The sequence below is a fragment of the Nonomuraea sp. NPDC047529 genome (genome assembly GCF_040642995.1).
Lineage (GTDB): Bacteria > Actinomycetota > Actinomycetes > Streptosporangiales > Streptosporangiaceae > Nonomuraea.
Window position 1 is genome coordinate 43,294 of the sequence record NZ_JBEYTJ010000041.1, and the last position, 13,790, is coordinate 57,083.

The following is a 13,790-nucleotide window of genomic DNA, read 5'->3' on the forward strand; positions in this document are numbered from 1 at the left end:
AGCGTGACGAACACTGACGGACATGCACATCGGTCCCGTTGACTCCTCCCGGGTCCCGCGTTTCGCCGGGCCCGCCACCTTCGCCCGGCTGCCCCGGCTCGACCAGGTCGAGCGGGCGGACGTGGCCGTCGTGGGCGTGCCCTTCGACGCGGGCGTGTCCTACCGTCCGGGCGCCCGGTTCGGGCCCGCCGCCGTACGGGAGGCGTCCCGGCTGCTGCGCCCCTACCACCCGGGGCTGGACGTGTCGCCGTTCGAGCGCGTGCAGGTGGCCGACGCCGGTGACATCGCGGCGAACCCGTTCGACATCGGCGCGGCCGTCGAGACCATCGAGGCCGCGGCCGACGAGCTGGACGCCAAGCTCGTCACCATCGGCGGCGACCACACGATCGCGCTGCCGCTGCTGCGCTCGGCGGCCAAGAAGCACGGTCCCGTGGCGCTGCTGCACTTCGACGCGCACCTCGACACCTGGGACACCTACTTCGGCGCCGAGTACACCCACGGCACCCCCTTCCGGCGCGCGGTCGAGGAGGGCATCCTCGACACCGAGGCGCTGAGCCACGTCGGCATCCGGGGTCCCCTGTACGGCAAGAAGGACCTGGAGGACGACCGGCGGCTCGGGTTCGGCATCCTGACCGCCGCCGACGTGCTCCGCCGCGGCCTGGACGAGGTCATCGACGTGCTGCGGCAGCGCGTCGGCGACCGCCCGCTCTACGTCTCCGTCGACATCGACGTGCTCGACCCCGCCCACGCCCCCGGCACCGGCACGCCGGAGGCCGGCGGGCTCACCAGCCGGGAACTGCTGGAGATCCTCCGCGGTCTGGCCGGCTGCCGCCTGATCGGGGCCGACGTGGTCGAGGTGGCCCCCGCCTACGACCACGCCGAGATCACCTCGGTCGCCGCCTCCCACGTGGCCTACGACCTCGTCAGCCTGCTGGCGATGCAGGAGAAGACATGAGCATCACCGAGATCGAGACCTACGGCGTCGAGCGCATCCCCGACGCCGACCGCACCGCCGGGCCCTTCGACCTGTTCCGGGTCGCCTTCGGGGGCGCGAACACGTTCGCCACCTGCGTCCTCGGGGCCTTCCCCATCCTGTTCGGCCTGTCGTTCTGGCAGGGGCTCGCGGCCACCGTGCTCGGACTGGTGGTCGGGGCGCTGATCCTGGCGCCGCTCTCCCTGTTCGGGCCGCTCAACGGCACCAACAACGCCGTCTCCTCCTCGGCCCACCTGGGCGTGCACGGCCGGGTCGTCGGCTCGTTCCTGTCGCTGCTGACCGCCATCGCGTTCTTCTCGATCTCGGTGTGGTCGTCGGGCGACGCGCTGGTGGGCGGCGCGCACCGGCTCGTCGGCCTGCCCGACACCGACCTGTCCTACGGCGTGGCCTACGCCGTCTTCGCCCTGCTCGTCCTCGTGGTCTGCGTGTACGGCTTCCGCTTCATGCTGTTCGTCAACAAGATCGCGGTGGCGGCGGCGTCGCTGCTGTTCGTCCTCGGGCTGTTCGCCTTCGCCGGGGACTTCGACCCGTCCTATCCGGGGACGCTGGCGGCCGGTGACCCGCTGTTCTGGCCGTCGTTCATCGGGGCGGCGCTGATCGTGCTGTCCAATCCCGTCTCCTTCGGCGCCTTCCTGGGCGACTGGTCCCGGTACATCCCGGCCTCGACCCCCCGCTCCCGCGTGGTGACGGCGGCCTTCCTGTCGCAGATCGCCACCATCCTGCCGTTCTTCTTCGGGCTGGCCACCGCCTCGATCATCGCCTCCAAGGCCGCCGAGTACGTCGACCCGGCCGCCCCCAACTACGTGGGCGGGCTGCTGGCGATCTCGCCGGCCTGGTACTTCGTCCCGGTCTGCCTGATCGCGCTGATCGGCGGCATGTCCACCGGCACCACCTCCCTGTACGGGACCGGGCTCGACTTCTCCAGCGTGTTCCCGCGCTTCTCCCGGGTGCAGGCGACCGTGTTCATCGGCACCCTGTCGATCGTGTTCATCTTCGTCGGGCGTTTCGCGGCGAACCTGACGGCCAGCATCTCCACGTTCGCCACCCTGATCATCACCTGCACCGCGCCCTGGATGGTGATCATGATGCTCGGCTACGTGACCCGCAGGGGCTGGTACGACCCCGACGCCCTCCAGGTCTTCAACCGGCGCCAGCGCGGCGGCCGGTACTGGTTCACCCACGGCTGGAACTGGCGCGGCCTGACGGCGTGGCTGCTCGCGGCGGCCGTGGCGCTGATGTTCGTCAACCTGCCCGGCCAGTTCGTCGGGCCGCTGGGCGACCTGGCCGGCGGCGTGGACATCTCGCTGCCGCTGGGCCTGGCGGTCGCGGCCGTGCTGTACCTGACGCTGCTCGCGCTCTTCCCCGAACCGCGCGAGGTGTACGGCCCGCAGGGCCCGCGCCTGGTGCGCTCGGCCGACACGCCGATCCTGCCCATCGTGGACGCGGCAGAATCGATGGCGTGATGGAACTCGTCGACCTGTCGGTGCCCGTCGAGACCGGGATGCCCGTCTACCCGGGCGATCCCGAGGTCTCGGTCGCCCCCGCGCTCACCGTCGCCCGCGACGGCGTCAACGTACTGGGCCTGCACCTCGGCTCCCAGTCGGGCACCCACGTCGACGCGCCCGTCCACATCGACGACGCGCTGCCGGCGCTCGGCGAGCTGCCGCTGTCGCGCTTCGCCGGGCCCGCCGTCGTGGCGGACGCCCGGGGGCTCGCGCCCCGCTCGCCGATCGGGGCCGGGCTCCTGGCCGGCCTGCCCTGGCCCGGCGGCGGTGACGCGCCGATCGTGCTGGTCGCCACCGGCTGGTCGGCCCACTGGGGGAGCGAGACCTACCTGGGCCACCCCTTCCTCACCGAGGAGGCCGCCACGCTGCTGGTCGAGCGGGGCGTGCGCACGGTCGGCATCGACGCGCTGAGCGTCGACCCGACCCCGGCCGACGACTTCCCGGCCCACCGTGTCCTGTGCGGGGCGCACGCCGTGATCGCGGAGAACCTGACCGGCCTCGACCGGCTGCTCGACGCCCAGGGCGAGGGGAGGCCGATCGAGGTCTGGATGATGCCGCTGCGGCTCGACGGCGCCGACGGCGCTCCCGTACGGGCCGTGGCGCGGATCGGTTAGCGCGTGCCCCAGGAGTACGACTGCTTGCGCAGCTTCAGGTACACGAACGACTCCGTGGCCCGTACGGCGGGGATGGCGCGGATCTTGCTGAGGATCTCCAGCAGGTGCCCGTCGCCCTCGCAGACCACCTCGACGATCACATCGAAGGAGCCCGCCGTGAGCACCACGTAGTCGATCTCCTCGATCGCCGACAGCTCGTCGGCCACCGATTCGAGGTCGCCCTCGCAGTTGACGCCGATCATCGCCTGGCGGGGGAAGCCGAGGGTGAGGGGGTCGGTGACCGCGACGATCTGCATCACCCCGGCGTCCTGCAACCGCTGGACACGCTGACGGACCGCGGCCTCGGAGAGCCCGACGGCCTTGCCGATCGCGGCGTACGGCATACGCCCGTCGGACTGGAGCTGCTCGATGATCTGCTTGGAGAGATCGTCGAGCACGACGGGCCCGGAACTGGCGTTGGTTCGTCGTACGCGGGGCGGCGTCGTCATGTCAGAGGAATCCTCCTAGCGGTCCGGCGTTACGGGGGCGTTCCCGCTCGATTGCCGTCCTGGTGCGACATGTTGTCAGTTCTTGGCGGTGTGTCAAGCGAATTCGTAGCAATTTGATATCTTCACCACGAAATCCCTTGTCCAGATGCAACTGCTCTGTAAGAGTCGCGGCATCTCAGCCACCTCAACGAGGAGGTCGTGCATTGACCACCCGTCTGCAGAACTTCATCAACGGTGAGTTCGTGGACGCCCAGAGCGGCCGGTTCTCCGACATCATCGACCCCTGCACGGGAGAGGCCTACGTCCAGGCCCCGATCTCCGGCGTCGAGGACGTCGACGCGGCGTACGCCGCGGCGGCCGCCGCGTTCGAGTCGTGGGGTCGGACCACCCCCGGTGAGCGGGCGAACCTGCTGCTCAAGGTCGCCGACGCGATCGACGCCCGGGCCGACGAGATCAACGAGGCCGAGTGCCTCAACACCGGCAAGCCGCGCGCCCGCATGGCCGAGGACGAGACGCCGGTCGCGGCCGACCACTTCCGCTTCTTCGCCGGCGCCGCGCGCACGCTGGAGGGGCCCACGGCCGGGGAGTTCCTCGCCGAGCACACCAGCGTCATCAGGCACGAGCCCGTCGGCGTCATCGGCCAGGTCACCCCCTGGAACTACCCGATGATGATGGCCGTGTGGAAGATCGCCCCGGCGCTGGCCGCCGGGAACACGATCGTGCTCAAGCCGTCGGACACCACCCCGGCCTCCACGCTCAAGCTGGCCGAGATCGTCGGCTCGGTGCTGCCGCCCGGCGTCTTCAACGTCGTCACCGGCGACCGCGAGACCGGCGCCCTCGTCGTGGGCCACCCGGCCGCCTCCATGGTGGCGATCACCGGGTCGGTCGGCGCGGGCATGGCGGTGGCCAAGAGCGCCGCCGACGACCTCAAGCGGGTGCACCTGGAGCTCGGCGGCAAGGCGCCGGTCGTGGTCTTCGAGGACGTCAAGGACCTCGCCAAGGCCGCCGCCGACATCGCCACCGCCGGTCTCTACAACGCCGGCCAGGACTGCACCGCGGCCTGCCGGGTGCTCGTCCAGGAGAGCGTGCACGACGAGTTCGTGGCCGCGCTGAGCGAGGCCGCCGCCGCCACCGTGACCGGCGACCTGGCCAACGAGGACGCGCTCTACGGCCCGCTGAACAACGAGAACCAGCTCTCCAGGGTCCAGGGCTTCATGGACCGGGTCCCCGGCCACGCCAAGGTGCTCACCGGCGGTCACCGCGTCGGCGACAAGGGCTACTTCTTCGCCCCGACCGTCGTGGACGGCCTCAAGCAGGACGACGAGATGGTGCAGAACGAGGTCTTCGGCCCCGTCATCACCGTCCAGACGTTCACCGACGAGGCCGACGCGCTGGCCAAGGCCAACGACGTCCGGTACGGCCTGTCCGGCTCGGTGTGGACCTCCGACCACGGCCGCGCCATGCGCATGTCGAACCGCCTCGACTTCGGCGTGGTCTGGGTCAACACGCACATCCCGTTCGTCTCGGAGATGCCGCACGGCGGCTTCAAGCACTCCGGGTACGGCAAGGACCTGTCGGTGTTCGGTCTGCACGACTACACCAGGGTCAAGCACGTCATGCACTACATCGGCGAATAAGGACGAGCCTGGACATGACCGAGCTATTCGCGATCCAGCTAGAGGACGTCGTCAAGGAGTACCTCTCGCACGGCGAGGTCGTCCAGGCGGTCAAAGGTGTGTCGCTGGACATCGCCGAGGGGGAGTTCTTCTCCCTCCTCGGCCCGTCCGGATGCGGCAAGACCACGACCATGAGGATGATCGCCGGCTTCGAGGAGCCCACCAAAGGGCTCGTGAGGCTGCACGGCAAGGACGTCACGAACGTCCCGCCGAACAAGCGTGACGTCAACATGGTCTTCCAGTCCTACGCCCTGTTCCCGCACATGAGCGTGTGGGACAACGTGGCGTTCGGCCTGAAGCAGCGCAAGACGCCGCAGGAGGAGATCCAGCGGCGGGTCGGCGAGATGCTGGAGATCGTCGACCTCTCGGGCCGGGAGAAGCGCCGGCCGCGGGAGATGTCCGGCGGCCAGCAGCAGCGCGTGGCCCTGGCCCGCGCCCTGGTCAACCGGCCGCGGGCGCTCCTGCTCGACGAGCCGCTGGGCGCGCTCGACCTCAAGCTGCGCCAGGCCATGCAGATCGAGCTCAAGCGCATCCAGCGCGAGGTCGGCATCACGTTCGTGTACGTGACGCACGACCAGAACGAGGCGCTGACCATGAGCGACAGGATCGCCGTGATGAACGACGGGCTGGTCGAGCAGCTCGCGAGCCCGCGGGAGATCTACGAAGGGCCGGCCACCGCGTTCGTGGCGGGTTTCATCGGCACCTCCAACCTGATCAGCGGGACGGTGACCGGCGGGGTGCTGGAGATCGGCGGCGGCCGGGTGCTGGTGCCGGGACGCGAGGGCGACGTGACGGTGACCGTCCGCCCCGAGAAGATCACGATCTGCGCGGACGAGCCGGGGCGCGGGCTGAGCGCCGTCCCCGGGACCGTCACGGAGATGGTCTACCTGGGCACCTCCAACAGCTATGCGGTGCAGCTCGCCGACGGGGCCGAGATGACCGTATTTGAGCAGAACGCGCATGACGCGACGGCGACCGCGGAGCGGGGCGACTCCGTGTGGCTGTCGTGGGAGGCGCAGCACTCTTACGTGATTGGAAGTTGATAGCACCCCATGAACCCCCGCCAGATCACCCCCGCCCTCCTCAGGGGCATGACCCAGCCCCGCACCCGCCGCGACTTCTTCCGTGTCACCGGACTGTCGGCCGCCGGCCTCGCGCTCGCCGCCTGCGGCGTCCAGGGCCAGAAGGCCGCCCCTCCGAAGGCCGACGCCGTCAAGGACTACTGGGCCAAGCAGAGCAAGCACGGCAAGCTCGTCTTCGCCAACTGGCCCGAGTACATGCCCGAGGACCAGGCCCCGCTGAAGAAGTTCACCCAGACCACCGGGATCTCCGTGGAGTACAAGGAGGTCATCCAGGAGAACGCGGAGTTCTTCGGCAAGGCCGACCCCGTGCTCCGCGCCGGTCAGTCGCTCGGCTACGACATCGTCGTGATGACCAACGGCGTGCAGCTCCAGCACATGGTCGAGCTCGGCTACATCGTGCCGCTCGACCACAGCCGGATGCCGAACTTCCTGGCCAACGCCGGTGACAAGTACAAGGAACGCGCCTACGACCCGGGCAACCAGTACACGATGCCCTACTCCTCGGGCGTGACCGGCATCGCGTACAACACCAAGTACGTCAAGGACGACATCACCAGCATCGAGGCCCTGTTCGACCCCAAGTACAAGGGGCGGGTCGGGATGATGGCCGACGCGCAGGAGATCGGCAACTTCGGCATGTTCGCCCTCGGCGTCGATCCGGAGAAGTCGACCGAGGCGGACTGGAAGAAGGCCGGGGAGAAGCTCAAGCAGCAGCGCGACGCGGGAATCGTCCGGAAATATTACGACCAGAGCTACATCGACGCGGTCTCCAAGGGCGACGTCTGGCTGACCATGGCCTGGTCGGGCGACATCTTCCAGCGGCAGCTCGCCGGCGAGCCGGTCAAGTTCGTGGTGCCCGACGAGGGCGGCACAATCTGGACCGACAACATGCTCATCCCCAAGGGCGCGGCCAACCCCGTGGACGCCCTCACCCTCATGGACTACCTGTACCAGCCTGCGGTGGCCGCCGAACTGGATGAGTTCATCCAGTTCGTCACCCCGATCCCGGCCGTCCAGGACCTGCTGCGCGAGAAGGCCGCGACGGCCAAGGGCGAGGACAAGAAGGCCCTGGAGGACATGGTGGACAGCCCGCTCATGTTCCCCTCGGCGGCCGACTACGCCAAGCTGCGCACGTACACCACCCTGACCACGCAGCAGGAGCAGGTGTTCAACTCCATCTTCCAGTCGATCACCCAGGCATAGCCATGAAACGGCTCACCCCCTACCTGCTCGCCCTGCCGAGCTGGCTGTGGCTGGCGATCTTCCTGGTCGTGCCCATGGTGGCGATGGCGTCGGTCTCGCTCCAGACGGGCAACGCCATCGACGGCTACGCCATGACGTTCAGCTTCTCCAACTACGCCGACGCGCTCGGCAGGTACAGCGACCAGTTGCTGCGCTCGCTCCTGTACGGCGGCCTGGCCACCGTGGCGATGCTGGTGATCGGCTACCCGGTGGCGTACTGGATCGCCTTCAAGGGCGGCAGTCGCAAGTCGGTGTACCTGTTCCTGTTGCTGCTGCCGTTCTTCGTGTCGTTCGTGCTGCGGACGATCTCGTGGAACTTCCTGCTGGCCGACAACGGCATCCTGTTCGGGACGCTGAAGGGCTGGGGCGTGCTGCCCGAGGGCTTCCACGTGCTGGCCACGACCGTGGCCGTGGTGGGCGGGCTCACCTACAACTTCCTGCCGTTCATGATCCTGCCGATCTACGTGGCCCTGGAACGGGTCGACCCGCGGGTGGTCGAGGCGGCCCAGGACCTGTACGCCACCCGAGCCGGGGCCTTCCGCCGGGTGGTGCTGCCGCTGTCGCTGCCGGGCGTCTTCGCCGGGGTGCTGATGACGTTCGTGCCCGCGACGGCCGACCCGGTCAACGCGCAGATCCTCGGCGGCACGGCCAACACCATGATCGGCAACATCATCCAGACCGAGTACCTGACCAACCTCGACTACCCGACCGCCTCGGCGCTGTCGTTCACGCTGATGGCGATCCTGCTGGTGGGCATCTTCGTCTACGCCCGCGCGCTCGGCACCGAGAACGTTCTTGAGGCGGCGGCGCGATGAGGGGCGCGCGGGGCAGGTTCGGCGACCGCCTGCTGCACGTCTACACCTGGCTGATCATCCTGTGGCTGTCGTCGCCGATCGCCGTCATGATCCTGTTCGGCTTCAACGACAAGAAGAGCAAGTCGAACACGAGCTGGCAGGGCTTCACCCTCAAGTGGTACGGCGAGCTCTTCGAGATCTCCGACCTGACCACGGCGCTGCGCAACTCGATCGTGATCGCGCTGGTCAGCACCGTGATCACGGTCGTCATCGGGACGATGCTGGGCCTGGCCGTCGGCCGGCACCGCTTCCGCGGCCTCGGCGCCACGAACTTCCTGGTCTTCGCCGCCATCTCCACGCCGGAGCTGGTGATGGGGGCCTCGCTGCTGTCGCTGTTCGTCTCGGGCAACGTGCCGCGCGACGGCAACACGATCATCGTGGCGCACGTGCTGTTCTCGCTCTCCTTCGTCGTGGTGACGGTCAGGGCGCGGGTCATCACGCTCGACCCGTCGCTGGAGGAGGCGGCCAAGGACCTCGGCGCGACCGCGTGGGGCACGTTCCGGCAGGTGACGCTGCCCTCGATCATGCCGGGCGTGCTCGCGGGCGCGATGCTCTCCTTCGCGCTGTCGATCGACGACTACGTGGTGACGAGCTTCGTCAACGGCTCGACCGTCACGTTCCCGCTGTGGATCGTGGGCGCGGTGAAGACCGGCATTCCACCGCAGGTCAACGTGATGGGTACGCTCATCTTCGGGATCGGTGTCCTGATCGCCGTGGCGAACGCGGTGGCCGCCAGACGCCGCGCCTAGGATCTGCTCCAACAGGCTTTCCCCCCGCGATCCGGCGGGGGGATTGGTGTATTCCGACCAAGAACAGGGAGGCGAGATCGGATTTCGGCGGGGGGAACCCGCGCGTGATCACATCACCCCTTTGGATCCCGCAATAAAAACAATGAACAATCTAAGAACTTCGTAGGGAAGTGGGATTTGTGGATCCGCTGAAGGCGCTGGCTGACGCGGAGCGCAAGCCGTACTGGCTGGACAGTCCGGCCAGACCCGAGCCGCGCGCGCGGCTCATCGGAAAGACCGACGCCGACCTGGTCGTCGTCGGCGGAGGCTTCTCGGGGCTGTGGACGGCCCTGATGGCCAAGGAACGTGACCCTTCGCTGGACGTCGTCCTGCTCGAAGGGCGCAGGATCGGCTGGGCGGCGACCGGCCGCAACGGCGGGTTCTGCATGGCGACCCTCACCCATGGCCTGGCCAACGGCCTGGAACGGTGGCCGGAGGACATCGGCCGCCTCGAACGCATGGGCGTGGACAACCTCGACGAGATCGAGCGCACGCTGGAGCGGCACGGCATCGACTGCTCCTTCGAGCGCACCGGCGAGCTGCACGTGGCCACCGAGCCGTGGCAGCTCGACTCGCTGGCCGAACACCTGGACCTGATCTCCGAGCTCGGCCTCGACTACGTGCCGATGGACGAGCGTCAGGTGCGGGCCGAGGTCAACTCGCCGACCTACCTGGGCGGGCTCTGGGAACGCAGCGGCTGCGCCATGCTGGACCCGGCGCGGCTGGCCTGGGGGTTGCGCGAGGCGTGCCTGCGGCTCGGCGTACGGGTCTTCGAGCGCAGCCCGGTGCGTTCGCTGCGCGACGACGGCACGACGATCACCCTGCGGACCCCGTACGGGTCGGTGACGGGCCGGCGGGTGGCGCTGGGCACGGGGGTCTTCCCGCCCCTGTTGCGCAGGCTCAAGCACTTCGTCGTCCCGGTGTACGACTACGCCCTGATGACCGAGCCGCTGACCGCGTCCCAGCTCGCCGAGGTGGGCTGGCACAACCGGCAGGGCGTCGGCGACTCGGGCAACCAGTTCCACTACTACCGGCTCACCGACGACAACCGCATCCTGTGGGGCGGCTATGACGCGGTCTACTACAACGGCGGCCTGGTCAAGCCGGAGTACGAGCAGCGCGACGAGACCTTCGTCAAGCTCGCCGAGCACTTCGCCACCACCTTCCCGCAGCTGTCCCAGGTGCGCTTCACGCACCGCTGGGGCGGCGTGATCGACACCTGCAGTCGCTTCAGCGCCTTCTACGGCACGGCGCACGGCGGCCGGCTGGCCTACGCCGTGGGCTACACCGGCATGGGCGTCGGGGCCACCAGGTTCGGCGCGAACGTGATGCTGGACCTGCTGTCGGGGGAGGCCACCGAGCGGACCGAGCTGCGGATGGTCAAGGAGAAGCCGGTGCCGTTCCCGCCCGAGCCGGTCCGGTCGGGGGTGATCCAGTTCACCCGGTGGTCGATCGCTCAGGCCGACCAGCATCAGGGCAGGCGCAACCTGTGGCTGCGCACGCTCGACAGGATGGGCCTCGGCTTCGACTCCTGATCCGGTGTTCCGAGGGGGCGCCAGGCCCGCGTGCCGCGGGCCTGGCGCACACTTGTGACCATGAGGATCGAGTTCGCCGCCGACGGCGTGCCCCTGGCCGGTGACCTGCGGCTGCCCGAGGGCACGGGCCCCTGGCCGGGTCTGGTGCTCACCGGGCCGTTCACCGGGGTGCGCGACCAGGTCACGGGCCTGTACGCCGAGCGGCTGGCCCGCCGGGGCTACGTGACGCTGGCCTTCGACCACCGCAACTGGGGCGAGTCCGGCGGCGAGCCACGTGGGCACGAGGATCCGCAGGCCAAGCTGAACGACCTGCGGGCGGCGGTGTCGCTGCTGCGGTCGCGCCCCGAGGTGGACGGCGACCTGATCGGGGCCTTCGGCATCTGCCTGGGCGCCGGGTACGCGCTGAAGTTCGCCGCCTTCGACCCGCGCGTACGGGTGTTCGCGGGCATCGCCGGGGCCTACAACAACCCGTACACGATGCGGTCGGGCATGGACTACCAGGAGGCGCTGGCCGGGTTCGCCGGCGTGCTGGAACGGCAGGACCTGGGCGGCCCGGTCGAGTACCTGCCCGCCGTGGCGGAGGACGGCGAGGCCGCGATGCCGGGCGACGAGCCGTTCGCCTACTACGGCACCGAGCGCGGGGCCTCCTCCTCCTGGCGGAACGCGGTCACCCGGGCCGGTCTGCGCGAGCTGATCACCATGGACAACATGATGGGCGCCGACTTCCTGTCGCCGAAGCCCGCCCTGATCGTGCACGGCGTGATCGACCGGTTCTGCCCGCCGGAAGGGGCCGAGGAGGCGTTCAGGCGGCTCGACGAGCCCAAGAAGCTCGTCTGGGTCGACGCCAAGCAGCACGTCGACCTCTACGACCGCGAGCCGTACGTGTCGCAGGCCGTGGACGCGACCGCGGACTTCCTCGCCGAGCACCTCCGGCCGGGCGGCTCCGGAGCCTGACGTCTACGCTGGGGGGTATCGCGCGGAATGGGGGATTCATGCGTGCCATCCAGTTCACCCGCTTCGGCGGCCCGGAGGTGCTCGAAGAGGCCGAGGTGCCCGATCCGGTCGTGGGACCGGGCCAGGTGCTGGTGGACGTCGAGGCCGCGGGGCTGAACTTCGCCGACGTGCGGCAGATCTCCGGCCACTACTCCAGCCCGGACCGCCTGCCGCACATCCCCGGCAGCGAGGTCGTCGGGCGCGACCACCGGGGACGGCGGGTGATGGGCTTCACCGCCAACGGCTACGCCTCCAAGGCTGTCCTGGACGAGGGCGACGTCGTGGTCGTGCCCGACTCGCTGCGGGCCGGCGAGGCGCTGGCGCTGCTCGTCCAGGGGCTCACCGCCTGGCATCTGCTGCGTTCGTCGGCGCGGCTCAGGGAGGGCGAGAGCGTGGTCGTCCACTCCGGCGCGGGCGGCGTGGGCAGCCTGGCCGTGCAGCTGGCCAAGGTGTTCGGCGCCGGACGCGTGATCGCCACCGCCTCCAGCGAGGACAAGCGGTCGCTCGCCCTCGACCTGGGCGCGGACGCCGCCGTGGACGGCGCGGCCGACGGGTACGCCGAGCGCGTCATCGAGGCCAACGGCGACCGGCCGGCGGACGTGGTGCTCGACGCCGTCGGCGGGGCGGTCTTCGACGCGGCGCTGACCGTCCTGGCCCCCTTCGGGCGGCTGGTGAGTTACGGGTCGTCGTCGGGCGAGCAGGCCCGGCCGGTCGATCCCGCGCGGCTGACCGCGGGCAACCTCGCCGTCCTCGGGTTCTGGCTGCGTCCGCTGCGGGGGCGGCGGGAGATGGTCGGGCCCCCGCTGGGCGAGCTGCTCGCGCTGACCGCGGCCGGACGGCTGCGTCCGCTGGTGGGCGGCGAGTACCCGCTGGCGGAGGCGGCCCGGGCCGTGGCGGACCTGGCCGGACGGCGAACTGTCGGAAAAGTGGTGCTCCTGCCCTGACAGGCAGGGTGTGGCCAATGCCGCGACTGGGCAGAGGGTGATCAAAACCCCCGAGAAGTGATGATCGCGGGGGTTTTGTAGGTGTGGTGGAGATTGCTGGTCTTGGTGGTGGTCTGGGGGTTCGTGACCGGTTGTTCGGTCGAGCGACTGCCCGGGGTGCCGGGCGTGGTGAAGGTCAGAGCGAAGGTCGACCGATGCGTCCTGAAATTTCGGGACAAGAGGGCCGGGAGGGCGGCCCGCGCCCGGCTTGAGCACGACGTCGAGCAGTACGTCTCCCGACGCCCTGGACGGGTCGCCTACAGCATGCTGGAGCTCACCAGCGGCCTCACCCTGGGCCGCGCCGAGCACCAGCACGACATGATCACCGCCAGCGGCGTCAAGGTGGACATCCTCACGGCGCTCGTGCTCGGCCACGGGACCCTGGGCGAGGAGGAGCGCGACCTCGCCGAGCGCATGATCATCGAGAGCGACAACGGCGCCGCCGACGCGTTGTGGGGCCGGGTCGGCGGCGCGATGGGCGAGTTCTACCGGCGCATGGGCCTGAACGAGACCGTCCCCGGGCCCGGCGTCTTCTGGGGCGGCACCAACACCAGCCCCGCCGACCGCATCCGCCTGCTCCAGGTGCTGGTGAACGGCGGCGAGGGCCTCTCCGACCGCGACCGCGCCCTCGTGCTCGGCCTGATGGGACGGGTGGTCAAGGACCAGTCGTGGGGCGTCAGCGCGGCCGCCCGCCCGGTGGACCGGGTGGCGTTGAAGAACGGCTGGACGCCGCGCCCGTTCATCCACAACACGTGGGCGGTGACCAGCTACGGCCGCGTCGTCGGGCCGGGGCGCGACCTGCTGCTGGCGGTGCAGACCGACGGGCAGCCGGGGGAGGGGGTGGGCATCGAGACCATCGAAGGGGTGGCCAGGATGATCGGCTCCCGGCTCGACGAGCTGTCCCCGACGACGCCCCGGTCCTGCCCGAGGAACCCGGCCGCCTGACAGTGTTCCTCTCGGCCGTCGCACCCTGCCGGCGGCAAGCAGCCCGATCCCTGCAATAGGATCGGCTCTCGTCACGTTTGACTGAAGTGAA

13 protein-coding genes are annotated in these 13,790 nt (G+C 69.8%); 12 read left to right on the forward strand and 1 reads right to left on the reverse strand.

What is annotated here, in order from left to right:
- The first annotated feature begins 22 nt into the window (after positions 1 to 22).
- The 3 genes from speB to ABZ815_RS42535 are packed head-to-tail and all read left to right on the forward strand — an operon-like array spanning position 23 to position 3,113.
- Positions 23 to 955 carry an agmatinase gene (gene speB, locus ABZ815_RS42525; protein WP_357707171.1) on the forward strand — a complete coding sequence of 311 codons (933 nt, stop codon included), beginning with the start codon at positions 23 to 25 and terminating at the stop codon, positions 953 to 955.
- Complete coding sequence (locus ABZ815_RS42530; protein WP_357707172.1) at positions 952 to 2,457, forward strand: cytosine permease; 1,506 nt, start codon at positions 952 to 954, stop codon at positions 2,455 to 2,457. The genes speB and ABZ815_RS42530 overlap by 4 nt, the downstream gene beginning before the upstream one ends.
- Positions 2,457 to 3,113, forward strand: a complete 657-nt coding sequence (locus ABZ815_RS42535) for a cyclase family protein (RefSeq protein ID WP_357707235.1) — start codon at positions 2,457 to 2,459, stop codon at positions 3,111 to 3,113. The genes ABZ815_RS42530 and ABZ815_RS42535 overlap by 1 nt, the downstream gene beginning before the upstream one ends.
- On the opposite strand, the gene ABZ815_RS42540 is transcribed toward ABZ815_RS42535, so the two are convergent.
- Complete coding sequence (locus tag ABZ815_RS42540) at positions 3,110 to 3,601, reverse strand: Lrp/AsnC family transcriptional regulator (RefSeq protein ID WP_125631294.1); 492 nt, start codon at positions 3,599 to 3,601, stop codon at positions 3,110 to 3,112. The genes ABZ815_RS42535 and ABZ815_RS42540 overlap by 4 nt on opposite strands.
- Positions 3,602 to 3,804: 203 nt before the next feature.
- Between ABZ815_RS42540 and ABZ815_RS42545 the strand changes: the two genes are divergently transcribed.
- The 9 genes from ABZ815_RS42545 (at position 3,805) to ABZ815_RS42585 (ending at position 13,699) form a co-directional block, all read left to right on the forward strand.
- Entirely contained in the window at positions 3,805 to 5,238 is a 1,434-nt protein-coding gene (locus tag ABZ815_RS42545) for a gamma-aminobutyraldehyde dehydrogenase (protein WP_357707173.1), read from the forward strand.
- A gap of 14 nt (positions 5,239 to 5,252) precedes the next feature.
- The gene (locus ABZ815_RS42550; RefSeq protein ID WP_357707174.1) at positions 5,253 to 6,320 is read left to right on the forward strand and encodes an ABC transporter ATP-binding protein; all 1,068 of its coding nucleotides are present in this window, start codon (positions 5,253 to 5,255) and stop codon (positions 6,318 to 6,320) included.
- 9 nt (positions 6,321 to 6,329) lie between these two features.
- Positions 6,330 to 7,562: a spermidine/putrescine ABC transporter substrate-binding protein gene (locus ABZ815_RS42555; protein ID WP_357707175.1), complete on the forward strand. Its 1,233-nt coding sequence runs from the start codon at positions 6,330 to 6,332 to the stop codon at positions 7,560 to 7,562.
- Between the two features lie 2 nt (positions 7,563 to 7,564).
- Positions 7,565 to 8,416: an ABC transporter permease gene (locus ABZ815_RS42560; RefSeq protein WP_357707176.1), complete on the forward strand. Its 852-nt coding sequence runs from the start codon at positions 7,565 to 7,567 to the stop codon at positions 8,414 to 8,416.
- Positions 8,413 to 9,204: an ABC transporter permease gene (locus ABZ815_RS42565; RefSeq protein WP_357707177.1), complete on the forward strand. Its 792-nt coding sequence runs from the start codon at positions 8,413 to 8,415 to the stop codon at positions 9,202 to 9,204. Before ABZ815_RS42560 ends, ABZ815_RS42565 begins: the two co-directional genes overlap by 4 nt.
- Positions 9,205 to 9,383: 179 nt before the next feature.
- The gene (locus ABZ815_RS42570) at positions 9,384 to 10,778 is read left to right on the forward strand and encodes an FAD-dependent oxidoreductase (protein WP_357707178.1); all 1,395 of its coding nucleotides are present in this window, start codon (positions 9,384 to 9,386) and stop codon (positions 10,776 to 10,778) included.
- A gap of 60 nt (positions 10,779 to 10,838) precedes the next feature.
- Positions 10,839 to 11,732: an alpha/beta hydrolase gene (locus ABZ815_RS42575; protein WP_357707179.1), complete on the forward strand. Its 894-nt coding sequence runs from the start codon at positions 10,839 to 10,841 to the stop codon at positions 11,730 to 11,732.
- Between the two features lie 38 nt (positions 11,733 to 11,770).
- A complete protein-coding gene (locus tag ABZ815_RS42580) occupies positions 11,771 to 12,715 on the forward strand; it encodes a zinc-binding dehydrogenase (RefSeq protein WP_357707180.1) in 945 nt (314 codons plus the stop codon).
- Between the two features lie 93 nt (positions 12,716 to 12,808).
- Positions 12,809 to 13,699 carry a serine hydrolase gene (locus ABZ815_RS42585; protein ID WP_357707181.1) on the forward strand — a complete coding sequence of 297 codons (891 nt, stop codon included), beginning with the start codon at positions 12,809 to 12,811 and terminating at the stop codon, positions 13,697 to 13,699.
- Positions 13,700 to 13,790 lie beyond the last annotated feature (91 nt).

Bases quoted from the DNA above. Each gene is read 5' to 3' on its own strand.
- speB (WP_357707171.1), top strand. From the start codon at position 23: ATGCACATCGGTCCCGTTGACTCCTCCCGGGTCCCGCGTTTCGCCGGG.
- ABZ815_RS42540 (WP_125631294.1), bottom strand. From the start codon at position 3,601: ATGACGACGCCGCCCCGCGTACGACGAACCAACGCCAGTTCCGGGCCC.
- ABZ815_RS42580 (WP_357707180.1), top strand. From the start codon at position 11,771: ATGCGTGCCATCCAGTTCACCCGCTTCGGCGGCCCGGAGGTGCTCGAA.
- ABZ815_RS42530 (WP_357707172.1), top strand. From the start codon at position 952: ATGAGCATCACCGAGATCGAGACCTACGGCGTCGAGCGCATCCCCGAC.
- ABZ815_RS42550 (WP_357707174.1), top strand. From the start codon at position 5,253: ATGACCGAGCTATTCGCGATCCAGCTAGAGGACGTCGTCAAGGAGTAC.
- ABZ815_RS42555 (WP_357707175.1), top strand. From the start codon at position 6,330: ATGAACCCCCGCCAGATCACCCCCGCCCTCCTCAGGGGCATGACCCAG.
- ABZ815_RS42560 (WP_357707176.1), top strand. From the start codon at position 7,565: ATGAAACGGCTCACCCCCTACCTGCTCGCCCTGCCGAGCTGGCTGTGG.
- ABZ815_RS42565 (WP_357707177.1), top strand. From the start codon at position 8,413: ATGAGGGGCGCGCGGGGCAGGTTCGGCGACCGCCTGCTGCACGTCTAC.
- ABZ815_RS42535 (WP_357707235.1), top strand. From the start codon at position 2,457: ATGGAACTCGTCGACCTGTCGGTGCCCGTCGAGACCGGGATGCCCGTC.
- ABZ815_RS42575 (WP_357707179.1), top strand. From the start codon at position 10,839: ATGAGGATCGAGTTCGCCGCCGACGGCGTGCCCCTGGCCGGTGACCTG.